Origin of the sequence: Kineococcus mangrovi (genome assembly GCF_041320705.1) — a bacterium.
GTDB classification, from domain to species: Bacteria; Actinomycetota; Actinomycetes; order Actinomycetales; family Kineococcaceae; genus Kineococcus; species Kineococcus mangrovi.
Genome location: NZ_JBGGTQ010000005.1, coordinates 23,091 through 45,990 on the forward strand (window position 1 = coordinate 23,091; position 22,900 = coordinate 45,990).

Annotated in this window: 25 protein-coding genes and 1 tRNA gene; all 26 read left to right on the top strand. The window is 75.6% G+C overall.

The features are described 5' to 3' along the window. The 26 genes from AB2L28_RS11410 (at position 1) to cydB (ending at position 22,851) form a co-directional block, all read left to right on the top strand. Positions 1 to 810 carry a hypothetical protein gene (locus AB2L28_RS11410; protein WP_370718899.1) on the top strand — a complete coding sequence of 270 codons (810 nt, stop codon included), beginning with the start codon at positions 1 to 3 and terminating at the stop codon, positions 808 to 810. Beyond that, positions 807 to 2,129, top strand: a complete 1,323-nt coding sequence (locus AB2L28_RS11415) for a TadA family conjugal transfer-associated ATPase (RefSeq protein ID WP_370718900.1) — start codon at positions 807 to 809, stop codon at positions 2,127 to 2,129. Before AB2L28_RS11410 ends, AB2L28_RS11415 begins: the two co-directional genes overlap by 4 nt. Further along, a complete protein-coding gene (locus AB2L28_RS11420; protein WP_370718901.1) occupies positions 2,126 to 2,995 on the top strand; it encodes a type II secretion system F family protein in 870 nt (289 codons plus the stop codon). The genes AB2L28_RS11415 and AB2L28_RS11420 overlap by 4 nt, the downstream gene beginning before the upstream one ends. Continuing rightward, a complete protein-coding gene (locus AB2L28_RS11425) occupies positions 2,992 to 3,954 on the top strand; it encodes a type II secretion system protein (RefSeq protein ID WP_370718903.1) in 963 nt (320 codons plus the stop codon). The genes AB2L28_RS11420 and AB2L28_RS11425 overlap by 4 nt, the downstream gene beginning before the upstream one ends. 54 nt (positions 3,955 to 4,008) lie before the next feature. Continuing rightward, on the top strand, positions 4,009 to 4,263 hold the full coding sequence (locus AB2L28_RS11430) for a hypothetical protein (protein ID WP_370718904.1): 255 nt from the start codon (positions 4,009 to 4,011) through the stop codon (positions 4,261 to 4,263). Beyond that, the gene (locus AB2L28_RS11435; protein ID WP_370718906.1) at positions 4,263 to 4,676 is read left to right on the top strand and encodes a TadE/TadG family type IV pilus assembly protein; all 414 of its coding nucleotides are present in this window, start codon (positions 4,263 to 4,265) and stop codon (positions 4,674 to 4,676) included. The genes AB2L28_RS11430 and AB2L28_RS11435 overlap by 1 nt, the downstream gene beginning before the upstream one ends. Then, positions 4,673 to 5,089 (top strand): TadE/TadG family type IV pilus assembly protein, encoded by a 417-nt coding sequence (locus AB2L28_RS11440; protein ID WP_370718908.1) that lies wholly within the window; start codon positions 4,673 to 4,675, stop codon positions 5,087 to 5,089. Before AB2L28_RS11435 ends, AB2L28_RS11440 begins: the two co-directional genes overlap by 4 nt. After that, on the top strand, positions 5,086 to 5,562 hold the full coding sequence (locus AB2L28_RS11445; protein ID WP_370718910.1) for a pilus assembly protein TadG-related protein: 477 nt from the start codon (positions 5,086 to 5,088) through the stop codon (positions 5,560 to 5,562). The genes AB2L28_RS11440 and AB2L28_RS11445 overlap by 4 nt, the downstream gene beginning before the upstream one ends. Continuing rightward, positions 5,559 to 6,200: a hypothetical protein gene (locus AB2L28_RS11450; protein WP_370718912.1), complete on the top strand. Its 642-nt coding sequence runs from the start codon at positions 5,559 to 5,561 to the stop codon at positions 6,198 to 6,200. Before AB2L28_RS11445 ends, AB2L28_RS11450 begins: the two co-directional genes overlap by 4 nt. Then, positions 6,200 to 7,348 (top strand): hypothetical protein, encoded by a 1,149-nt coding sequence (locus AB2L28_RS11455; protein ID WP_370718913.1) that lies wholly within the window; start codon positions 6,200 to 6,202, stop codon positions 7,346 to 7,348. Before AB2L28_RS11450 ends, AB2L28_RS11455 begins: the two co-directional genes overlap by 1 nt. Further along, complete coding sequence (locus tag AB2L28_RS11460; RefSeq protein WP_370718915.1) at positions 7,345 to 8,247, top strand: LysM peptidoglycan-binding domain-containing protein; 903 nt, start codon at positions 7,345 to 7,347, stop codon at positions 8,245 to 8,247. The genes AB2L28_RS11455 and AB2L28_RS11460 overlap by 4 nt, the downstream gene beginning before the upstream one ends. Before the next feature lie 35 nt (positions 8,248 to 8,282). Further along, a complete protein-coding gene (locus AB2L28_RS11465) occupies positions 8,283 to 9,188 on the top strand; it encodes a segregation and condensation protein A (protein WP_370718917.1) in 906 nt (301 codons plus the stop codon). Then, a complete protein-coding gene (gene scpB / locus AB2L28_RS11470) occupies positions 9,185 to 9,994 on the top strand; it encodes an SMC-Scp complex subunit ScpB (RefSeq protein ID WP_370718918.1) in 810 nt (269 codons plus the stop codon). The genes AB2L28_RS11465 and scpB overlap by 4 nt, the downstream gene beginning before the upstream one ends. Further along, entirely contained in the window at positions 9,991 to 10,998 is a 1,008-nt protein-coding gene (locus AB2L28_RS11475) for a pseudouridine synthase (protein WP_370718919.1), read from the top strand. The genes scpB and AB2L28_RS11475 overlap by 4 nt, the downstream gene beginning before the upstream one ends. Positions 10,999 to 11,045: 47 nt before the next feature. Further along, positions 11,046 to 11,408 (top strand): chorismate mutase, encoded by a 363-nt coding sequence (aroH, locus tag AB2L28_RS11480; protein WP_370718921.1) that lies wholly within the window; start codon positions 11,046 to 11,048, stop codon positions 11,406 to 11,408. Between the two features lie 21 nt (positions 11,409 to 11,429). After that, positions 11,430 to 12,542, top strand: coding sequence for a prephenate dehydrogenase (locus AB2L28_RS11485; protein WP_370718922.1), 1,113 nt, complete (start codon positions 11,430 to 11,432; stop codon positions 12,540 to 12,542). Positions 12,543 to 12,586: 44 nt separating this feature from the next. Then, complete coding sequence (cmk, locus tag AB2L28_RS11490) at positions 12,587 to 13,381, top strand: (d)CMP kinase (RefSeq protein ID WP_370718924.1); 795 nt, start codon at positions 12,587 to 12,589, stop codon at positions 13,379 to 13,381. Then, positions 13,378 to 14,142, top strand: coding sequence for a lysophospholipid acyltransferase family protein (locus AB2L28_RS11495; RefSeq protein ID WP_370718925.1), 765 nt, complete (start codon positions 13,378 to 13,380; stop codon positions 14,140 to 14,142). Before cmk ends, AB2L28_RS11495 begins: the two co-directional genes overlap by 4 nt. Before the next feature lie 50 nt (positions 14,143 to 14,192). Beyond that, the gene (gene der / locus AB2L28_RS11500) at positions 14,193 to 15,641 is read left to right on the top strand and encodes a ribosome biogenesis GTPase Der (RefSeq protein WP_370719438.1); all 1,449 of its coding nucleotides are present in this window, start codon (positions 14,193 to 14,195) and stop codon (positions 15,639 to 15,641) included. Positions 15,642 to 15,683: 42 nt separating this feature from the next. Continuing rightward, positions 15,684 to 15,757, top strand: a tRNA-Pro gene (locus AB2L28_RS11505). Between the two features lie 125 nt (positions 15,758 to 15,882). Further along, entirely contained in the window at positions 15,883 to 16,323 is a 441-nt protein-coding gene (locus AB2L28_RS11510; protein WP_370718927.1) for a pyridoxamine 5'-phosphate oxidase family protein, read from the top strand. Positions 16,324 to 16,553: 230 nt separating this feature from the next. Beyond that, positions 16,554 to 17,003 (top strand): pyridoxamine 5'-phosphate oxidase family protein, encoded by a 450-nt coding sequence (locus tag AB2L28_RS11515; protein ID WP_370718929.1) that lies wholly within the window; start codon positions 16,554 to 16,556, stop codon positions 17,001 to 17,003. Positions 17,004 to 17,084: 81 nt separating this feature from the next. Then, complete coding sequence (locus AB2L28_RS11520; RefSeq protein ID WP_370718930.1) at positions 17,085 to 17,723, top strand: response regulator; 639 nt, start codon at positions 17,085 to 17,087, stop codon at positions 17,721 to 17,723. A gap of 201 nt (positions 17,724 to 17,924) precedes the next feature. Then, entirely contained in the window at positions 17,925 to 20,303 is a 2,379-nt protein-coding gene (locus AB2L28_RS11525; RefSeq protein ID WP_370719439.1) for a phosphoketolase family protein, read from the top strand. A 57-nt stretch (positions 20,304 to 20,360) separates the two neighbouring features. Next, a complete protein-coding gene (locus AB2L28_RS11530; RefSeq protein ID WP_370718932.1) occupies positions 20,361 to 21,800 on the top strand; it encodes a cytochrome ubiquinol oxidase subunit I in 1,440 nt (479 codons plus the stop codon). Between the two features lie 16 nt (positions 21,801 to 21,816). Further along, positions 21,817 to 22,851 (top strand): cytochrome d ubiquinol oxidase subunit II, encoded by a 1,035-nt coding sequence (gene cydB, locus AB2L28_RS11535; RefSeq protein ID WP_370718934.1) that lies wholly within the window; start codon positions 21,817 to 21,819, stop codon positions 22,849 to 22,851. The last annotated feature ends 49 nt before the right edge of the window (positions 22,852 to 22,900 follow it).

The window sequence follows — 22,900 nt, forward strand, 5'->3', positions numbered from 1 at the left end:
GTGGGCGTCGTGACCTTCCTGTCCGCCAAGGGGTCCCCGGGCGTGACGACGACCGCGCTGCTCGCGGCCGCGCTGTGGCCGCGCCCCGCGCTCCTGCTGGAGGCCGACCCCGCCGGGGGAGACGTCGCGGCCCGCGTCTCGGCCCCCGGCGGCGGGCTCCCGGACACCTCCCGCGGACTCCTCCCGCTGCTCTCGGCCGCCCGCCGCGGGCTGGACACCGCCGCCGTCCTGGACCAGGCGCAGCCGGTCGCCGGCGGCAGCCGCGTCGTCCTCGGCCTGACCGGCCCGGAGCAGGCGAGCGCCGCCGGCCGGGGGTGGACCGCCCTCGCCGCCGCCGTCGGCGGGTTCTGCGGCGGGTCGGCGCCGGGGGCGAGCGACGTCCTCGTCGACGCCGGCCGCGTCGGCGCCGCCCCCGTCCACCTGGACCTGCTGCGCACCAGCGACCTCGTCGTCCTCCTCGTCCGCGCCGACGCCGCGGCGGTCCTGCACGCGCGGGATCGGCTGCGCCTGCTCGGGACCGCCCTGCGCCGTCCCGACGGGCCGGCGCCCCGCACCGGCGTCGTCGTCGTCGGCGGCCCGGGCCGCAGCGCCCGCGACGAGGCCTGCACCCTCGACGTGCTGCGCGCCGCGGGGACCCGGGTCCAGGACCTGGGCCGCCTCCCGCACGACCCCGCCGGTGCGGGGGTGTTCGCCGGGGCGCCCGTGGCCCGTCCGGAGCGGACGGCGCTCGTCCGCGCCGGCCGCACCCTCGTGGCCCGTCTCGCCGCCGACCTGGTGAGCGACCTGCCCACCGGGCGGAGCGCCGCGTGAGCACTCCCCACCGCCTGGACCACGACCTCGTCCGCCACGTCCGGCAGGCCGTCGCCGACCGGCTCACCGCGTTCCGCCGCGGTGAGCACGCCGCCGGCCGCCCGCCGCTGTCGGCCGCCGACGAACGGCAGTTCGCCCGCTCCCTCGTCGTGCAGGTCCTGGAGGACCACGCCCGCGCCGAGCTCGCCGCCGGCCGCGAACCCCTCACGCCCGCCGGGGAGGAGGCCGTGGCCGCCGCCGTCGGCGCCGCGCTGTTCGGCGTGGGCCGCCTCCAGCCGCTGCTGGAGGACCCCGACGTGGAGAACGTGGACGTCAACGGGTGCGACCGCGTCTTCGTCAGCTACGCCGACGGCCGCGAGGAGGTGCACGACCCCGTCGCCGAGTCCGACGAGGACCTCGTCGAGCTCGTCCAGGTCCTGGCCGGGACCGTGGGCCTGGCCAGCCGGCCCTTCGACGCGGCGAACCCGCAGCTGGACCTGCGCCTGCCCGACGGGTCGCGCCTGTCGGCCGTCATGGGCGTGTGCCGCCGGCCCGCCCTCAGCATCCGTCGCGCGCGGCTGGCGAGCGCCACCCTCACCGACCTCGTGGCCTCCGGGACGATGACCGACGACCTCGCGCAGTTCCTGCGCGCCGCCGTCCGCGCCCGCAAGAACATCATGATCGCCGGGTCGACGAACTCGGGGAAGACGACCCTGCTGCGGGCGCTCGCGGCCGAGATCGGCCCGCACGAACGGCTCATCACCGTCGAGCGCGCCCTGGAACTCGGCCTCGACGCCCAGCCCGGGCACCCCAACGCCGTCGCCCTCGAGGAGCGGTTGCCCAACTCCGAGGGGCAGGGGGCGGTGAGCATGGCCGACCTCGTCCGCCGGTCCCTGCGCATGAACCCCAGCCGCGTCATCGTCGGCGAGGTCCTCGGCGACGAGATCGTCACCATGCTCAACGCCATGAGCCAGGGCAACGACGGCTCGCTGTCGACGATCCACGCCAACTCCTCCGCCGAGGTGTTCAACCGGATCGCGACCTACGCGCTGCAGGCGTCCGAGCGCCTGCCCGTGGAGGCCACCCACCTGCTCGTCGCGGGCGCCGTCGACTTCGTCGTCTTCCTGCACAAGCAGAACACCCACCACCTCGGCGGCGGGCTGCGCCGCGTCGTGGCGAGCGTGCGCGAGGTGACCGGGGTCGACGGCCGCGTGCTCAGTTCCGAGGTGTTCCTCGCCGGGGCGGACGGGACCGCCCGCGCGCACGCACCCCTGCAGCGCGCCGACGACCTCGCCGCCGCCGGTTACGTCGCTCCGGTCCTCGAGGGGTGGGCCTCGTGAGCGGGCTGCCCGCGACGGGGCTGCCCGCGCCCGAACTGCTCGTCGCCCTCACCGCGACCCTCGCCGGCGCCGGTGTCCTGCTCACCGTCCTGGGCCTGCGCGGTCGGGTCGGCGGTCCCAGCTCCCGGCCCGCCCGCCGGTGGGGGACCTCCGGGCGACAGGTGCTCCTCGCCGTCGGTGCCGGCCTCCTCACCCTCGTCCTGACGCGCTGGGTCGTCGCGGGCCTCGGTGTGGGGTTCCTCGTGGCCGGCTGGCACCGACTCCTCGGCGGCAGCGCGGCCGAGCAGCGCGGCACGGCCCGCATCGAGGCCCTCGCCACCTGGACGGAGTCGTTGCGCGACACCATCGCCGGCGCGATCGGCCTGGAGCAGGCGATCCCGGCCACCGCCGCCACGTCGGCCCCGGCGCTGCGCCCGGCGCTGAACCTGCTGGTCGACCGGCTCCGCGTCCGCGAACCCCTCCCGGAGGCGCTGCTGCGCTTCGCCGACGACGTCGAGGACCCCAGCGCCGACGTCGTCGTCGCCGCGCTCGTCCTCAACGCGCGCCTGCGCGGTCCGGGCCTGCGCGACGTGCTGAGCGCGCTCGCGGCCTCCACGCGCGAGGAGCTCGACGTCCGCCGCCGCATCGAGGCCAGCCGGCGCAGCATCCGCCGCAGCGTCCAGGTCGTGCTGCTCATCGTGCTCGGCGTCATGGGGCTGCTCGCGGTGTTCAACCGGGACTACGTCGCCCCCTACGGCTCGGTCGGCGGCCAGTTCGCGCTCCTGCTCGTGGCGGGTCTGCTCGTGGCCGGTCTGGCGTGGTTGCGCCGGCTCGCCCGCGTCGACCCGCACGACCGGTTCCTCGCCGTCCGCGCGGTGAGCCGGTGAGCGAGTTCCAGACCGCGCTGGTGACGGGGGCCCTCACCGCGACCGGTCTCGTCGTCCTGACCGCGGCCCTCGTCCCCAGGCGCGAATCCGTCGGTGCCCGGGTCGCGCGGTGGGACGACGCCCACCGCTCGGCCCACCGCCGGGTGCTGTCCGACGCCGAGGCCGCCGCCTCGACCGCACCCGACCGCGGGGTCTTCGGCCTCTCGGCCGTCCTGGGACGGTCGGTGGCGCGGCTGGGCGACCGCCTCGAGGTGGTGGCCGCCGACCGCGGCTGGCGGTTGCGTCGCACGCGCGCCGACCTCGCCGTCCTCGGCCGCGGCACGGGGGAGTTCCTGGCCACGAAGCTCCTCGCCGGGCTGCTCCTGCTGCTGCTCGTCCCGGTGTGCTGGGTCGTCCTGCGCGCCTGGGGGGTCCCGCTGCCGGGCGGGGTCCCGCTCGCCCTCGCGCTGCTGCTCGGGGCGGGCGGGTTCTGCGTGCCCGACCTGGCCCTGCGCGGTGAGGCGGCCCGCCGTCGCCGGGACTTCCGCCGCGTCGTCGGGGTGTTCTCCGACCTCGTCGCCATGAACCTCGCCGGGGGTCGCGGGTTGCCGGAGGCGCTGCTCGGTTCCGCGTCCGTCAGCGACTACTGGGCCCTCGTCCGGATCCGCCAGGCCCTCACCGGCGCCAGGCTCGCCGGCGGCACCCCGTGGCAGGCGCTGGGTGACCTCGGGAGCGAACTCGCCGTCCCCGAGCTCGTCGACCTCGCCGGGGCGCTGACCCTCGCCGCGGACGACGGCGCGACGATCCGCGGTTCCCTGTCCGCGCGAGCGGCGACCTTGCGGCGCAAGGACATGGCCGAGGTCGAGGGCGAGGCGGGGGAGAAGTCGCAGTCGATGCTGGTCGCCCAGCTCGTCCTGTGCACCGCGTTCATGGTGTTCCTCGCCTTCCCGGCCGTGCACAACCTGCTGGCCACCGCGTGAGCGCGGCCCGGTTCCGACCCGACCCGACCACCCCGAACCCCGGAGGAGAAACCCATGTCCCGCAGCACCCCGCACCCCACGGCGCGGTGGGCGCCCGCACCGTTGACAGCTCTGCTGGCCCGTGCGCGGCGCGCCGCCGCGGCCGGTCGCGACGCGGGGGCCTCGGCGCTGGAGTGGGCCGTCATCGCGGCCGTCGTCGTGGTGGCCGCCTCCCTCATCGGGGGCGCGGTCTACAAGATCGTGCAGGACAAGAGCCGGGAACTGCAGACGTGCGCGACCGTCGCGGTCGGCGGTTCGTGCAGCACGTGATGGACCGCGCCGGTGCGCGGGGGGACCGCGACCGCGGGTCGGCCGCGCTGGAGATGGCGTTCATCGCCCCCGTGTTCCTGCTCCTGGTGTTCTCCGGGATCCAGATCGGGTTGTGGGCCTACGGCCGGTCGGTGGCGCTGGCGGCCGCCCGCGAGGGCGTGGCCCAGCTGCGGGTCCTGCCCGACGAGCAGTTCGCCGCCGCAGCCGACCCGGTCGTGCGCGCCCACGTCGAGCAGTTCGCCGTCACCGTGGGCCGGGAGTCGCTGCTGGAGCCCCGCGCCACGACGGTCCGGACCCGCGACCGCGTCAGCGTCGCGGTCAGCGGACGCGTCGTGAGCCTCGTCCCCGGGCTGGACCTGCGCACGACCCAGCGCGCGTCCGGGACGGTCGAACGTTTCGCGGGTGCCCGGTGACCGGGCCCCGCCGCACGCGGGAGGACGGGTCGATCGCGCTGGAGTTCACCCTCCTCGCCCCCGCCCTGCTGCTCCTGCTCGCCTTCCTGCTGGCCTGCGCCCGCTACACCTCGGCCGGCGCGACCCTCGACGCCGGCGTCCGCGACGCGGCCCGCACGGCCACGACCTCCCGGTCGGCGGCCGAAGCCCAGCAGCGCGCCGCCGCGGTCGTGCACGCCGCGCTCGCCCCGGGAGCCTGCGCGGACTCCCTCGTCGTGGACCCGCTGCCGGAGTTCGTCGCGGGCCGGGCGGTGACGGTCACGGCACGCTGCACCGTGCCGGTGGGCGACCTCGGCCTTCCCGGGGTGCCCGGACACCTGAGCGTCACCAGCGCGTTCTCCTCCCCGCTGGACCCCAACCGGGAGCTGTCGTGAGGTGGTGGCGCGGGGACCTCCGGGGCGACCGCGGGTCGATCGCCCCGGCCGTGCCCGTCCTCGCCCTCGTCCTGCTGCTCCTGGCCGGGCTCGTCGTCGACGCGGGCCGACAGCTCGGCGCCCGGGCCCGGGCCGTCGCCTACGCCGAGGAGGCCGCGCGGGCCGGGGCTGCGGCCGTCGACCTCGACGCCCCCGACCTGCGGCTGCTGCCGGAGGACCAGGTGGCCGCGCGGGTCACGGCCTACTGCACCGCGGTGGCCGCCTCGGGCGCACCCGTCGTCGACGCCTCGTCCTGCTTCCGCGGCACGACGTCGGCCGGGGACCCCGCCGGGCGCCGGACGGTCGTGCGCACCCACGTCGACCTCGTCGTGCCCGCCTCGCTGCTGGGGATCGTCGGCGTCCGCGAACTGCGGGCCTCCGGCGACGGCAGCGCCCGCCCCTTCGAAGGAACCCGAGAGGAGGACGCCCGGTGAACCGCGTCCGACCCGACAGGCCCGGCGCGAGGACCCGGCCGGCCCCGCTGGTGCTCCCGGCGCTCGTCCTGGCCGCGCTCGTCCTGGCCGGGTGCGGGCAGCCCACCGACCTCGCCCCGCCCGCGGCCCCGGAGCCGGTGGCCCCGTCGAGTGCGTCCACCTCGTCCACCCTGTCGACCCCGTCGACCCCGTCGAGCCCGTCGACCCCACCGGCCACCACCCCACCCGGCGGGCCCGTCGAGGCGGTGCGCGAGCACCTGCGCCAGCAGGCCCTGGCCGTCAACGCCGGCACCGCCGATCCCGCGCAGGTCCCCGCGTTCGCGGCGACGCTCACCCCCGCCGCGCGGTCGTGGGCGCTGCCGCTGCTCGCGGCGAACCTCGGTGACCGGATGCCCGGCCCGTACCCCTCCGGCGTGCTCGGACAGCAGCCCGCCGGGCCCGACCGCGTCGACCTGCGCCTGTGCCTGCAGGACCGCGGCTGGCAGGTCGAGGCCGCCACCGGGACCCCGGTGAACGCCCCGCACTTCGGCACCGCGACGGCCGTCGTCGTCCGCGGCGACGGGCGCTGGCTCGTCGACGACCTCACGGCCGACGGCGGCACCTGCTCGGCCGACGACGTCACCGTGGAGCGGTTCTGATGCGCCTGCGCGCGCTCGTCGTGCCCCTCCTGGTGCTCGTCACGGCCCTGGCCGCACCGGAGGGGGCCAGGGCGGCCGAGGCGGGTGCGGCCCGACCGCGCTCGGCCGGGGGCGACGTCCACGGCACCGCCGGGTCGTGCGCGCTGTGGTCGAGCGCCGCGGGTGCGTACGGCATGCGCTGCGCCGGCGGCGGGACCGCCCGCAGCTACGCCGAGCTCCTCGCCGGGGCGCCGGTGCCCACGTGCTGGTTGCTGCCCGCCGGTGGCGAGCACGACCTCACCCCGGCCGACGCCCGTCCCGCGGACCTGGGGCCCGTCCCGACCGTGCAGCCTCCTGCGGTCCCCGCCCCACCCCCGGCACCGGAACCGCCCGCACCCCCCGTGGACGACCCCGCGGGAAGTCCCACCGGGAGTCCCGAGGGTGCCCCCACACCGCCGCCGGGGGTGGCGCCGACGGCGGTCCCCGCGGTGGAACCCCCGCCGCCCGTCGACCTGCCCGAGCAGTTCCTGCGCGTGTGCCTCAGCCCCGCACCCGACGCGCGGACCCTGGCCCCCGCCTGGGACACGACCCTGCTCACCTCGACCGTGACCCTGCTGCGCCGCGACCCGCGGCGGCCGCCGTTCTGGTGGGAGCTCACGACCGGGCAGCGGCGGTACCTGACCCGCGCCGAGGCCCGCGGCGGCATCGTCGAGGGGACCCTCGTGACCACGCCCTCGCGCACCCCGCGCATCGGCCAGACCGTCGCGTTCTCCGCCGCGGCCGCGACGGCCCCGACGATCGCGTTGGGCCGTAGCCGGATGCGGGGGGTCCTCACCTCCCTGGAGGTGCGGCCCGGTGAACCCGGACGGCGTCCGGTCACGTGCGCCGGGCCCGGGCGGGAACTGCGAGCGGGGGAGGGCGGGCGCACCGGGCCGGACGTCTGCTCGTTCCGCTACGGACGCACGTCGGCGGCCGGGACGGGGCAGACCCCGGACACCTACGCCGTCACCGGCACCGAGACGTGGCGCATCGAGGCCAGCGCCGACGACGGCGCGACGTGGGAGGTCCTGCGGGAGGTCACCCGCCCGGTGCGCGTCGACCTGCGCGTCACCGAGGTCCAGACCCTCGTCGTTCCCCTCAGCCCCGCCCGACCGGAGGGAACCCCGTGACCTCGACCACCCCCGTGCCCGGACGCGTGCCCGGACGCGTGTCCCGGCCCGTCGACCGGTTGCCGCGCGCCGCGCTCAGCCGCCGCGCCCGCGCCGGCGAACTGCTCCGCGGGACCGGCGCCCTCGCCGTCCTCCTGGCCGTCCTGGCCGGTGTGCCGTGGGCTCTCGTCGCCCTCGTCGGGAACCCGCTGCCCACCAGCGCGCCGCAGCGCAGCTGGCTGGACGCGGAACTGTCGACGACGGCCCTGCTCGACGTCCTCGCCGTCGTGCTCTGGCTGCTGTGGCTCCACTTCGGGGTCCGCGTCCTGCTCGAGCTGCACGCCTGGGCCACGGGGGCACCCGCCGCGCGGCGGGTCCCGCCGGGACCGACGTCGCTGCTCGCCCGGCGCCTGGTCGCCTCCGCCCTGCTCGTCGCCGCGGGTGGAGCGCCGGTCGCGGCACCGGCCGTGGCGCTCGAGCCGGTCCCCGTCCCCGCGGCGACCGCCAGCCCCGACCCCGGCTGGGCCGGTGGGCACGAGGCCGGCGCCGCACGGCCGGCCCCGGAAGTCACCGGCGGGCCGGAGGTGGCCGGGTCGGTGGACCCCGCGTGGCCGGCCGTCCCGGCCGGCGTGGTCGACGGGCAGCCGGACCCGGACGAGGCGGGCGCGGGGGACCGCGAGGCGGGACTCGTCACCTACGTCGTCCAGCCGCCCCGCGGCGGTCACCACGACTGCCTGTGGGACATCGCCGAGCGGACCCTCGGCGACCCGCTGCGCCACCGCGAGGTCTTCGAGCTCAACCGCGACCGCGTGCAGGCCGACGGGTCGCGCCTGGTGGACGCCGACCTCGTCCGCCCCGGCTGGACGCTGCTCCTGCCCGCCGACGCCGTGGTCGGCGCCCCGTCCCCGCCCGGCGCGTGAGGGACGCCCCCGCCGGTGGTCGCTACCGTGTGCGCGTGAGCGCTCCCGTCCCGACCCCCGCGGCGGACGTGAACCCGCTGACCGGCCGTCGGGGGTTCACGGTCTCGCTGCCGAACTTCTCCGGCCCCTTCGACCTGCTGCTCGGCCTCATCACCAAGCACCAGCTCGACGTCACCGAGGTCGCGCTGGCGACGGTGACCGACGAGTTCATCGCCCACATCCGCGCCGCCCGGCGCGCCGCGCAGGACGGCGGCGAGGACTGGGACCTGGACGAGGCCAGCGAGTTCCTGCTCGTGGCCGCGACCCTGCTCGACCTCAAGGCGGCCCGGCTGCTGCCGGCGGCCGAGGTGGAGGACGCCGAGGACCTCGCGCTGCTGGAGGCGCGGGACCTGCTGTTCGCGCGGTTGCTGCAGTACCGCGCCTACAAGCAGGTGGCGGCGCTGCTGGGCGACCGGTTCGCGCAGGCCTCCCGTCGGGTACCGCGGGCCGTGGCGCTCGAACCGCACTTCGAGAAGCTGCTGCCCGAACTCGTCCTCACCGTCAGCCCCGAGCAGTTCGCCGCCGTCGCGGCCCGGGCGCTCACGCCCAAACCCGTTCCCGTCGTCGGGCTCGACCACCTGCACACCAGCGCGGTGAGCATCCGCGAGCAAGCCGTCCTCATGGTGGACCGCTTGCGGCGCAACGGTACCGTCACGTTCGCCGAACTGGTGGCCGACGCCGGCGAGGGTGAGCTGGGGACCCTCGTGATCGTCGCGCGGTTCCTCGCGGTGCTGGAACTGTTCCGCGAGCGCCGGGTGCGGCTGGAACAACCCGAGGCGCTGGGGACGCTGACGGTGCGGTGGGACGCCGGCGCCGAGGCGAACCGGGGGGTGGGAGCGGCGTCCGCGCCGTCCGGTCTGGACGAGTTCGAGGGAACGGGTCAGGAGGGGAGCGCGTCGTGACCGACGTCACGCAGGAGACCGGCGAGAGCACGCTCGAGGACGGGAGCGCCGTCGAGGAGGACGCCGGTCGCCGGGTGCGGGCCGCGATCGAGGCCGTGCTCATGGTGGCCGACGAGCCCGTCGCCGTCCCCGCGCTGGCGCGGGCGACCGGTGAGCAGCCCGACGAGGTGGACCTGCTGATGCGCGAGCTGGCGGGGGAGTACGCCGAGCAGGGCCGGGGTTTCGAGCTGCGCGAGGTCACCGGCGGCTGGCGGATGTACTCCCGGGCCGAGCACGCCGACGTCGTGGAGGCCTTCCTGCTCGACGGGCAGACCGCCAAGCTCACCCAGGCCGCGCTGGAGACCCTCGCGATCGTCGCCTACCGCCAGCCCGTCAGCCGCGCCCGCGTCTCGGCCGTCCGCGGGGTGAGCGTCGACGGCGTCATGCGCACGCTGCTCACCCGCGGCCTCGTCAGCGAGGCCGGTGTCGAGGCGACCTCCGGGGCGACGCTGTACCGGACCACCGGGGAGTTCCTGCAGCGGATGGGGCTCGACAGCCTCGACGACCTGCCCCCGCTGGCGCCGTTCCTGCCCGAGGAGGTCTCGCCGGACGACCTCGAACCCGCCGAGGTGCTCGCCGAGCCCCTCGCCGAGCCCCTCGCCCAGCCCCTCGCCCAGCCCGTGCCCGGACCCGCGGCCGAGCCCGAGCGGGTGGTCGAACCCGTCGCCGCGGTGGGGGATGATGGAGGGTCGGCGGACGCAGCGTCCAGCCGCTCAGCAGGGCAGCACGCAGACACCGGACCCCGGCAGCAGGAGGAGCAGTCATGAGCCCGCAGGGACCCCGCGGCGGCCGAGGGCAGGGCCGCCCCCAGCGACCCGCGACGGGTCGCGGCAAGGGGCCCCAGCCCGGCGGCAAGGCCGGTGGCAAGGCCGGTGGCAAGACCGGTGGCAAGACCGGTGGCGCCCAGGGCGGCAAGCCGCGCACCGGTGGTGCCGTCAACCGCCGCGGGGCCGCGCAGCGCATGACGGACAGGATCGCGCCCGCGCCGCAGCCCCCGCGCCGCGGCCCGGCGCCCGTCCGGCGTCCGGGGGCCGACGTCCACGACCCCGAGGGCGTGCGCCTGCAGAAGGTGCTCGCCCAGGCCGGTGCCGGTTCCCGGCGCGCGTGCGAGGAGATGATCGCGGCCGGCCGGGTCACCGTCGACGGCGAGGTCGTCACCGAGCTCGGCGTCCGCATCGACCCCGCGCGCCAGGTCGTGCACGTCGACGGGATGCGCTTCAGCATCGACGACGAGCTCGTCTACATCATGGTCAACAAGCCCAAGGGCGTCGTGTCGACCATGTACGACGAGCAGGACCGGCTGAACCTGGCCGACATGGTCGGCCCGCGCGAGCAGCGCCTCTTCCACGTCGGCCGGCTCGACCTCGACACCGAGGGCCTCATCCTGCTGACGAACGACGGGGCGCTCACGCACCGCCTGCAGCACCCGTCGTTCGGCGTGCAGAAGACCTACCTCGCCGAGGTCCGCGGGCCGGTCAAGCGCGACCTGGGCCGCAACCTGCGCGCCGGGGTCGAGCTGGAGGACGGCCCCGTCTCGGTCGACTCCTTCAAGCTCGTGGACTCCAAGCCCGGGTACGCGCTCGTCGAGGTCGTGCTGCACGAGGGCCGCAAGCACGTCGTGCGCCGCCTCCTGGAGGCCGAGGGGTACCCCGTCCTCAAGCTCGTCCGCGTGCAGATGGGGCCGATCGTCCTGGGCGACCTCAAACCCGGCAAGAACCGCCGCCTGACGCGGGGCGAGGTCCAGCAGCTCATGTCGGTCGCGGGGCTGTGAGCACCGGGGCGAACGGGGAGCCGCCCGCGGTGGGTACCCTGCCGCGGGTGTCGGTGAGGGCGGTTCGCGGAGCGGTGCAGGTCGACGTCGACGAGCGCGAGGAGGTGCTGGCGCGCACCCGGGACCTCGTCTCGGAGGTCATCAGCGCGAACGAGCTGACCCTCGACGACTTCATCAGCGTGATCTTCACCTCCACGGCCGACCTCGTCTCGGAGTTCCCCGCGGTCGCGGCGCGCGAGCTCGGCATGGGTGACGTGCCGCTGATGTGCGCGCGGGAGCTGGAGATCGAGGGGTCCATGCCGCGGGTGATCCGCCTCATGGCCCACGTCGAGACCTCCCGCACGCGGGCGCAGGTCAAGCACGTCTACCTCAACGGGGCGCAGGCCCTGCGCCGCGACATCGCGCAGTAGTCCTCGACGGGACCCCGACCAGTGACCCTCGACGCGGCGGCCCCCGCCCGCACGACCGGCACCGTCCGCGTCGTGGGGACGGGGCTGCTCGGCACGTCCGCGGCCCTGGCGCTGACCCTGCGCCGCGTCGACGTCGTCCTCGCCGACCCCTCCCCGACGGCGGTGGCGCTCGCCCGCGACCTGGGGGCCGGTCGTCTCGCCGGGCCGGACGACGACCCCGCCCTGGTGCTCGTGGCCTGCCCGCCGGACGTCGTCGCCGACGTGGTGGCCGACGAGCTCGCGCGCTTCCCCCGCGCCGTCGTCACCGACGTCGCCAGCGTCAAGGGCGGACCGCTCGCCACGTTGCGCGCCCGGGGGGCGGACCTGACCCGCTACGTCGGCTCCCACCCCATGGCCGGCCGCGAGCGCTCGGGGGCCGTGGCCGCCCGCACCGACCTCTTCGCGGGCCGGCCCTGGGTCATCGCCGCCACCGAGGTGACGGGACCGGCTGCGCTGCAGGCGGTCCGTGACCTCGCTGCCGACTGCGGCGGGGCCCCCGTGACGATGGCGGCCCGCGAGCACGACGAGGCCGTCGCCCTCGTCTCGCACGCCCCGCAGGTCGCCGCGAGCCTGGTCGCCGCGCGGTTGCGGGACGCGGCGGAACCGGCCGTGGCCCTGGCCGGTCAGGGCCTGCGCGACGTGACCCGCATCGCGGCCAGCGACCCCGCCCTGTGGGCGCAGATCCTCGCCGGCAACGCCGCACCGGTCGCCGACGTCCTCGAGGCCCTGCGCACCGACCTCGACGAGGTGATCACCGCGCTGCGCTCCCTGGCCGCCGACCCCGTCGCCCCCGGTGCCCGCGCGCGCCTGGCCCGCGCCATCGCCGACGGCGGCGTCGGCCGGGACCGCATCCCCGGCAAGCACGGCAGCGCCCCGACGCTGTACCGCACGGTCGTGGTCGTCGTCCCGGACCGTCCCGGCGCGCTGGGGCGGCTCCTGACCGACGTGGGGGAGGCCGGGGTGAACCTGGAGGACCTGCGCCTGGAGCACTCCGAGGGGCAGGCCGTGGCGCTGGCGAGCATCGACGTCGTGCCCGCGTCGGGCGAACCGCTCGTGGACGCGCTGCGGGTCCGCGGCTGGACGGTCCCGGGCTGAGCTCCGGTGCGGGGCGGGGGTGCTGCGTCGACTAACCTCGTCCGGTGTCCTCCACCCCCGCCGCCCGTGGTCCCGTCGCGCCCCCGACCGCCGACCGGGAGGTGCCCGTGGTGACCACCGCGCTCGTCGTCGCCGTCGACGGCCCCTCCGGCAGCGGGAAGTCCAGCGTGAGCCGGGCGACCGCCGCGTCGCTGGGCCTCGCCTTCCTGGACACCGGGGCCATGTACCGCGCCGTCACCTGGGCCGTGCTCGAGGCCGGGGTGGACCTCAGCGACGCCGCGGCCGTCGCCGCGCACGTGCGGACCGTGGCGCTCGTGGTGGGGACCGACCCGCAGGCGCCGACCGTCGCGACCGTCGTCGACGGCGCCGAGGTCGACCTCACCGACGCGGTCCGCACGCCGCGCGTGACGGCGAACGTCAGCGCGGTGGCGGCCGTCCCGGCGGTCCGGCAGGACCTCGTGCTGCGCCAGCGGGCCCTCATCGAGGCGGCCTGCCTCGCGCCCGGACCGGGCCGCGAGCCCGGGGTCGTGGCCGAGGGCCGGGACATCACGACCGTCGTCGCGCCCGACGCCGACGTGCGGGTCCTGCTGACGGCCGAGGAGTCCGTCCGGCTGGCCCGCCGCGCCCGCCAGGACCTCGGCACCGCGGACACCGAGGCGCTGGAGGCCACCCGCCGCGGGGTCGTCGAGCGCGACCGCCTCGACGCGCGGACCACGGCCTTCACGACGGCGGCCGACGGGGTCGTGACGGTGGACTCCACGACGCTGGACTTCGACGGGACGGTCGCGGCCGTGCTCGAGGTCGTCGGGCGCCGGGTGCGCGCGGGAGGTCACGCGTGAGGTTCCGCCCCCACTCCGCCCCCTCCGGCGGTTCGCTGCCGGGGGAGCCGTTCGCCTGGACCCGCGGGCTCGGCAAGCTCCTCGCGCACGGCGTCTGGAACTCCCGGGTGCTCGGCGCGCAGAACGTGCCGACGACCGGCCCGGTCCTCTTCGCCGCCAACCACGCCTCGATCATGGACGGGCCGCTGCTGTTCGGCGTCACCCCGCGACCGGCGCACTTCCTCGTCAAGAGCGAGATGTTCGCCGGGTCCCTGCCCAACCGCGTGGTGGGCTGGTCGCTGCTGCAGGCCGGGCAGATCCCCATCGACCGCACCCGCGGCGACCGCGACGCGCTGCAGTCGGTCCTCGCCGTCCTCGCGGCCGGCGGCGCCGCGGGCGTCTTCCCCGAGGGCACCCGCGGGCGGGGCGACGCGGCGAGCGTGCGCTCCGGCATCGCGTGGATCGCGCTGCAGTCCGGTGCCCCCGTGGTGCCCGTCGCGTGCCTCGGCGCGCACCTGCCCGGCGAACCCCGCCGGTCGGTGCCGCCGGTGCGGCGCCGGCTGACGTTCTGCTTCGGCGAACCCTTCACGGTGGTCAAGGAACCCGGTGTCCCCGGCCGGGTGGCGCTGGCCGCCGCCGTCGAGCAGGTCCGCGTCAAGCTGTCCGGTCACGTGCTGGACTCCTTGCAGCGCACCGGTGTCCAACTTCCCGATGACGACGCCGCCGACGAGCTCGGGCTCGGCGAGATGGCGTCCGACGACGTGCCAGGAGGCACCCGGTGACCCCCACCGACGACCAGCCAGAACCCTTCGAGACCACGACCGACGACACCGTGGAGGACTCCGGGGAGAACGTCGGGCAGGCGCTGCGCGTCGGCCTCGACGAGTACGACCTGTCCGAGGAGGACGTCGCCCTCCTCGACGCCGACGGCCTGCCGCTGGAGGACGAGACCCCGGACGGGCCGCTGCCCGTGCTGGCCGTCGTGGGCCGCCCGAACGTCGGCAAGTCGACGCTCGTGAACCGCATCATCGGCCGCCGCGAAGCCGTGGTGGAGGACGTCCCCGGCGTCACGCGCGACCGGGTGGCGTACCCGGCGAACTGGGCCGGGCGCGACTTCACCCTCGTCGACACCGGGGGCTGGGAGGCCAAGGCCGAGGGGCTGAACCTCGCCGTGGCCGACCAGGCCGAGCTGGCCATCGAGTTGGCCGACGCCGTGATGTTCGTCGTCGACGCGACCGTCGGCGCCACTGCCAGCGACGAGCAGGTCGTCCGGCTGCTGCGCCGGTCGGGGCGTCCGGTCGTGCTGGTCGCCAACAAGGTCGACGGCCCGCGCCAGGAGGCCGACGCCACCGAGCTGTGGTCCCTCGGCCTGGGGGAGCCGTTCCCCGTCTCGGCCCTGCACGGGCGCGGCACCGGTGACGTCCTCGACGCCGCGGTGGAGGTCCTGCCCGTGGTCTCGGCCGTCGGCGGCGGTTACGCCCAGCAGGGCGGCCCGCGCCGCGTGGCACTGCTGGGGCGGCCCAACGTCGGCAAGAGCTCGATGCTCAACAAGCTCGCCGGCTCCGAACGGGTGGTCGTGCACCCCACGGCCGGGACGACGCGCGACCCGGTCGACGAGCTCATCGAGCTCGGCGGCCGCACCTGGCGCTTCGTGGACACCGCCGGCATCCGTCGCCGCGTCCACCTCACCAAGGGCGCGGACTTCTACGCCTCGCTGCGCACGCAGACGGCGCTGGAGAAGGCCGAGGTCGCCGTGGTGCTCGTGGACGCCAGCGTCCCGATCGCCGAGCAGGACATCCGCATCATCTCCACCGTCGTGGAGTCCGGTCGCGCCCTCGTGGTGGCCTACAACAAGTGGGACCTCACCGACGAGGAGCGCCGGCACTACCTCGAGCGCGAGATCGAGAAGGAGCTCGTCCAGATCCCCTGGGCCCCGCGGGTCAACGTGTCGGCGCAGACGGGCCGGCACATGGACAAGCTCGTCCCGGCGATCGACACGGCGCTGGAGTCCTGGGAGACGCGCATCCCCACCGGCCGCCTCAACGCGTTCCTCGGCTCGATCGTCGCCGCGCACCCGCACCCGGTGCGCGGGGGCAAGCAGCCGCGCATCCTCTTCGGCACCCAGGCCTCCACCCGGCCGCCGCGCTTCGTCGTCTTCGCCAGCGGGTTCCTCGAGGCCGGGTACCGCCGGTTCATCGAGCGCCGACTGCGCGAGGAGTTCGGCTTCGTGGGCTCGCCGATCGAGCTGAGCGTGCGGGTGCGGGAGAAGCGCAAGCGATGAGGTAGGGTTCTACCCGGCTCGCTCGTTGAGGGCGGGTCGATTCGGGCTGTGGCGCAGCTTGGTAGCGCACTTGACTGGGGGTCAAGGGGTCGCAGGTTCAAATCCTGTCAGCCCGACCGGATCGCAGAGCGGGTGTCCACCGACAGGTGGGCACCCGCTCCGTCGTTCCCACGGGCCCCGCGTCCGCGGGCCGGGACCTAGGGCCCTGTCCCGGGGGCGCCGACCGGGTCAACCTCGGGGCATGCACTGCTCGAGCGCGCTGCCGCCGCGGGACTGCCGCCGGCTGCTGGGGTCGTCCGGGAACGGCAGAGCCGTCTTCACGGAGGCCGCGCTGCCCGCCGTCCTGCCCACGGAGTACGTCGTCTGGGGCGACAGGGTCTGGTTCCCCGTGCCGGTGGGCAGCTCGCTGCGCCACCACGTCGACGGCGCGGTCCTGGCGTACCACGTCGACCACGTCGAGCCGTCGGAACGGTCCGGGTGGAGCGTCACCGTGGTGGGCCCCTGCCGCACCGTGCCCCGGCCGCACAGCCCCACCGCGGCGTGCCGGCTGGTGGAGGGGACCGACCACCGGTTGCTGGCGCTGGACATGGCGCACTTCACGGGCCGGGAGCTGGGACGGGCGGAGCTGCCCGGCCCCGCCCGCGCCCCCGGGGACCCCCTGGACGCGCTGCGGCCCGCCTGAGGGCGGACGCACCCGACGACCCCACGACCCCACGACCCCACGACCCCACGACCCCACGACCCCACGACCCCACGACCCCACGACCCGACGACCCGACGACCCACGCAGGAGGAGCACGTGCAGGAGGACCGGTTCGGGCGAGGGGCGCTCCGCGCGCAGGTGCGGGGGCTGGCACCGTGGTGGGCCGGTCCTGGCCCGGCCCACCGGGCACCGGCCGCGTCGTGGTGGGGGTGAGCGCGGTGCCGGTGCCGCCGGACCCGCAGCGGCTCGACGCCGGCCGGTGCCGGCACCTGCTCGGCCCCGGCGGTGTGGGGCGCGTGGTCTTCACCGCCGGCTCCCTGCCGGCCGTGGCGACCACGAACTACGCCGTCCACGGCGGCCGCCTGTGGTTCCGCACGGCGGCGGGCACCGCGCTGGCGCGGTCGGTGACGAACGCGGTCGTCGCCGTCAACGTCGACGCGTCGGGTCCCGCGTCGGGGGAGGCGGGCGCGCTCGCGGACGGCGGGGGGTGGACGGTCACGGTCACGGGCCGGTGCCGGGCGCTGGACGACCCGCCGGAGGCGGTCCGCGGCGCGCTCGACGCCTGGGCGCCCGGGGTCCGGGAGCAGTTCTTCTGCGTCGACCTCGCCCTGCTGAGCGGGCAGCGCACGCCCGCGCGAGCGCCTGCGCCGCCCTTCTGAGGCCCCTGCGGCCGGCCGGCCGCCGCCGCGTCCGCCCCGGGCCTAGGCTGCCGGGGGCACCGATCGGAGGGACCCACCGCCATGACCACCGTCAGGGTGTTCCTGCTCGACGACCACGCCGTGGTCCGGGCGGGGTTGCGCGCCGTCCTGGAGGCCGACCCCGGGCTGGAGGTCGTGGGGGAGGCGGGGACCGTGGCCGCGGCGGTGGAGGGGATCACCCGGACGCGACCCGACGTCGCGGTCCTGGACGGCCGGTTGCCGGACGGTTCCGGCATCGACGTCTGCCGCCGGGTCCACCTGCTCTCCCCGGGGACGCGCACGCTCGTCCTGACCTCCTACGACGACGACGAGGCCCTGCTGGCGGCCGCCCTCGCCGGAGCGTCGGGGTACCTGCTCAAGGAGATCGGGACGACCGACCTGGTGGGCTCGGTGCGCGCCGTGCACGCCGGTGCCAGCCTGCTCGACCCGGCGGTCGTGGAAGCGGTCCGACGGCGGGTGGAGGACCCGTTGGCGGCCGACCCGCGGCTGGCCGGTCTCACCCCGCAGGAGCGGCGGGTGCTGAAGCTGCTGAGCGAGGGGTGGACCAACCGCCGGATCGGGGCGGAACTGCACCTGGCCGAGAAGACCGTCAAGAACTACGTGTCCAACGTCCTGGCGAAGCTGCAGCTCAGCAGCCGGACGCAGGCCGCGCTGTTCACCACCGCCCACGGACGGGGTTGACGTGCCGGCCGCCGCCCGTCCGGGCCGGCCGGCCGGGACGTTGGACCCTGGTGCGCGCGGGCTCCCCCCGGCAGGTTGACGCGGGTGAGACCGCCGCAACCCGGGGACCTCCCCGTCAGCACCACGTCGACCGCCTCCACCTCCCGGGCCACCCCCTGGCCCGACCCCGGGGACGTCCACCCCCCGACCACCGACGACGCCCTGGCACCGGGGGGTCTGCCCGAGGACGAGCTGGCGGCGCTGGACGCCTGGTGGCGCGCCGCGAACTACCTGACGATCGGCCAGATCTACCTGCAGGACAACCCCTTGCTGCGCCGGCCGTTGCGGGCCGAGGACGTCAAGCCCCGGCTGCTGGGTCACTGGGGGACGAGCACCGGCCTGTCCTTCGTCTACGCCCACCTGTCCCGGCTGGTCCGGCGGACGGGGCAGCAGGCGGTGTACCTGGCCGGCCCGGGCCACGGGGGTCCCGCGCTGGTGGCGGCGAGCTGGCTGGAGGGCACGTACGACCGGTTCTTCCCCGCCGTCACCCAGGACGCCGAGGGGATGCGGCGGTTGTTCCGGCAGTTCTCCTCCCCGGGCGGCATCCCCTCCCACGCCTCGGTCACGACCCCGGGGTCGCTGCACGAGGGCGGGGAACTGGGGTACGTCCTCGTCCACGCCTTCGGCGCGGTCATGGACAACCCCGACCTGCTGGCCCTGGCCGTCGTGGGCGACGGCGAGGCCGAGACCGCCCCGCTGGAGGGGGCGTGGAAGGGGATCTCCTTCCTCAACCCCGCGCGCGACGGGGCGGTCCTGCCCGTGCTGGACCTCAACGGCTGGAAGATCTCCGGGCCCACGGTCCTGGCCCGCAAGGACCCCGCGCTCGTGCGCTCGCTGCTGCAGGGGCACGGCTACCACGTCCTGGAGGTCACCGGTGAGGACCTGCCCGGGATGCACCACCGGTTCGCCGGTGCCCTCGCCGAGGCCCACCACCGGATCCGCGCCATCCAGCACGCCGCCCGCACGGGGCAGGCCCCCGACGGCGTGCCCGCCTGGCCGGTCGTCGTGCTGCGGTCGCCGAAGGGCTGGACGGGACCGCGCACGGTCGACGGGGTCCAGGTCGAAGGGACCTGGCGGGCCCACCAGGTCCCGTTGTCCGGGGTGAAGGAGAACCCCGCGCACCTGCGGCTGCTGGAGGAGTGGATGCGGTCCTACCGCCCGGAGGAGCTCTTCGACGCCGACGGCCGGCCCACGGCGCTCGTGCGGGCCAACGACCCGCAGGAGGCGCTGCGGGTGTCGGCGAGCCCGCACGCCAACGGTGGGCTCCTCGCCCGTGACCTCGTGCTGCCGCCGACGGGGGACTACGCCGTGGAGGTCCCGCGGCCGGGCGCCGTCCGCGCCGAGTCCACCCGGCGGCTGGGGGAGTACCTGCGCGACGTCTACCGCGCCAACCCGACGACCTTCCGCCTGTTCTGCCCCGACGAGACGGGCAGCAACCGCCTCGGTGCGGTGTTCGAGGCGAGCGACCGCACCTGGATGGAGCAGACCGTCCCCGGCGACGTCGCGCTGTCGCCGTCGGGGCGGGTGGTGGAGGTCCTGTCCGAGCACAACTGCCACGGTTGGCTGGAGGGGTACACCCTGACCGGCCGGCACGGGGTGTTCGCCACCTACGAGGCGTTCGCCATGGTCAGCGCCTCCCAGACCGTCCAGCACGGCAAGTGGCTGGAGGAGGCCGAGAAGCTGCCGTGGCGGGCGCCGGTCCCGAGCCTGAACGTCCTGCTCACGTCCACGGCCTGGCGCAACGACCACAACGGCTTCAGCCACCAGGGACCGGGTCTCATCCAGACGGCCCTCACGCAGCGCGCCGGGGTCTCCCGCGTCTACCTGCCACCGGACGCGAACTGCCTGCTCGAGGTCGCCGACCACTGCCTGCGCACCCGGTCGCGGATCAACCTCGTCGTCATCGACAAGCAGCCCCAGCTGCAGTACCTCTCGGCGTCCGAGGCAGCCGAGCACGTCTCCCGTGGAGCCGGTGCCTGGGACTGGGCCGGGACCGACGACGGGTCGGCCGACCCCGACGTGGTGCTGGCGTGCGCCGGGGACGTGGTGACGATGGAGACCGTCGCCGCTGCGCAGATCCTCGCCGAGCGGTTGCCCCGGCTGCGGGTGCGGGTCGTGAACGTGGTCGACCTCATGCGGCTGCACCGCCCCGTCGACCACCCGCACGGGATGGACGAGTTCACCTTCCGGGAACTCTTCACCGACCACGTCGACGTGGTGTTCGCGTTCCACGGTTTTCCCGGGGCGATCCACCAGATCGTGCACGGTCGTCCCGCGGCCGGGCGGTTCCACGTCCGGGGTTTCGTGGAGGAGGGCACGACCACCACGCCCTTCGACATGGTCGTCCTCAACCGTGCATCCCGTTACCACCTCGTCCTGGACGCGTTGAACAACGCGTCCAGGGCGCCTGCGGGCGCCGACGACCTGCGTCGCTGGTGCCTGGCCCAGCTCGAACGGCACGAGACCCACGTCGTGGAGCACCTCGAGGACCTCCCCGAGGTGCGGGACTGGACGGTGCCGCTGCGCGGCAACGCCTCCTGAGAACCCGGGGACCTTGGTCCCTGGGCTCGCCGGCTGCGGTCGGGCAGGGTCGAGGACGTGGACGCCCTCACCTTCGCCCGGCTGCAGTTCGGGACCCTCACCCTGTACCACTTCTTCTTCGTCCCGCTGACGATGGGGCTGGTGCCGCTCGTGGCGGGTTTCCAGAGCGCCTGGCACCGCAGCGGCGACGAGAAGTGGCTGCGGTTGACCAAGCACTTCGGCAAGCTCTTCCTCATCACCTTCACGGTCGGCCTGGTGACCGGCATCGTGCAGGAGTTCCAGTTCGGCATGAACTGGAGCGAGTACTCCCGGTTCGTCGGTGACGTCTTCGGCGCACCCCTGGCCATCGAGGGCATGGCCGCGTTCTTCGTGGAGTCCACGTTCCTGGGGCTGTGGGTCTTCGGCTGGGACCGGCTGCCCCGTCCGGTGCACCTCGCGTGCATCTGGGTGGTCGCGTTGGGCACGTGGGCCTCGGCGTACTTCATCCTGGCCGCGAACTCCTTCATGCAGCACCCGGTCGGGGTGACCTACGACGCCACGAGGGGCCGGGCCCAGCTCACCGACATCGTCGCCCTGCTGACGAACTCCACGACGCTGGCGGCGTTCCCGCACGTCGTCACCGGCGCGCTCGTCCTGGCCTCGACGGCCGTCGCCGCGCTCGGGCTGTGGTCGGCGGCCCGGGCGCGGCGGCGGGCCGACGACCGGGAGGCACAGGCCTTCCGGTCCGCCGCCCGGGTCGCGATGGTCGTGCTGCTGGTCTCCGGCGTCGGGGTCGCGGTCTCCGGCGACGCCCAGGCGCGCCTGATGTTCCAGCAGCAGCCGATGAAGATGGCGGCCGCGGAAGCCCTGTGCGAGAGCGAGGACGGTGCCGGGTTCAGCCTCTTCGCCGTCGGCGACGTGGCGAACTCCTGCGACGTCAAGCAGGTGACGGTCCCCGGGCTGACGGCGTTCCTGGCGACGAACTCCTTCTCGGGGCACCTCGAGGGGGTGAACGACCTCCAGCGCAGCTACGCCGAGCGCTACGGCGCGGGCGACTACGTGCCGGTGCTGCCGGTGACCTACTGGTCGTTCCGCCTGATGATCGGGTTCGGCGCGTTCAGCGCGGTGCTGGCGGTCCTCGGGTTGTGGGCCACCCGGGCAGGGCGGGTCCCGCTGTCGCGTCGCGGGGCCCGGCTGGCGCTGCTGACCGTCCCGATGCCGTTCCTGGCGAACTCGTTCGGCTGGATCTTCACCGAGATGGGGCGCCAGCCGTGGGTCGTGGCGCCCAACCCGACAGGACTGGACGCGGTCCGGATGCTGACCCGTGACGGGGTGTCCCCGGTCGGGACGGCGACGGTCCTCACCTCGCTGACCGTGTTCACGCTCCTGTACGGCGTGCTGGCCGTCGTGTGGTTCACGCTGGTCCGCCGGTACGCCGCGCTGCCCCTGCCCGACGTCGACGCCGCCGCCATCGGCCCGGCCGCCGACGACGACGCCCCGCTCGCCTTCACCTACTGATCACGGAGCCCGTCTCGTGGAACTCACCACCGTCTGGTTCATCCTCATCGCCGTCCTGTGGACCGGGTACCTGGTCCTGGAGGGTTTCGACTTCGGCGTCGGCATGCTCCTGGCGCCGCTGTCGCGCGACGACACCGAACGCCGGACCCTGCTGGCCACGATCGGGCCGGTGTGGGACGGCAACGAGGTCTGGCTGCTGGTCGCCGGCGGCGCGACCTTCGCCGCGTTCCCGGAGTGGTACGCCTCGATGTTCTCCGGCTTCTACCTCGCCCTGCTGCTCGTCCTCGTCGCGCTCATCCTTCGCGCGGTGGCCTTCGAGTTCCGCGGCAAGGTCGACGACCCGGTGTGGCGGGCCCGCTGGGACCGGTGCATCGCGGTCGGCTCCTGGGTGCCGTCCCTGATCTGGGGGGTCGCCTTCGCGAACCTCGTGCAGGGCGTGCCGATGGACGCCGAGCACCGGTTCACCGGGACGCTGCTGACCCTGCTGAACCCCTACGCCCTCCTCGGCGGGCTCGCCCTGCTCACGGTGTTCCTGGCCCACGGGGCGAGCTTCCTCGCGCTGCGGACGCTGGGGCAGGTGCGCGAGCGCGCCGCCCGGGCCGGGGACGTGCTCACGCCGGTGGCGCTGCTCGTGGCCGGCTCGTGGGCGGTGCTGACGCAGCTGCTGCACGGCCGGACCTGGACGTGGGCCGCGGTGGCCGTCGCCGCCGGCGCGCTGGCCGGTGCGGTGGTGGCGGGGCGCCGCCGGGCGGAGGGTCGCGCCTTCGCGGCAACCGCCGTCGCGATCGTCGCCGTCGTCGTGCTGGTCTTCGGCAGCCTCTTCCCGGACGTGATGCCGGCCAGCACCGACCCGGCGCACGGCCTGACGGTGACGAACGCGAGCTCCGGGCACTACACCCTGGTGGTCATGACCTGGGTAGCGGCCGTCCTGACCCCCCTGGTCCTGCTGTACCAGGGCTGGACGTACTGGGTCTTCCGCCGCCGGATCGGCGTGCACCACGTCCCGGCGTCGACCGGGCTGCCCGCGGCGCGGGCGACGAGCGGTCGCTGAGGTCCCGCCCCACCGCGGGGCCAGACCCCGGTGTGCTTCGATGCGCCTG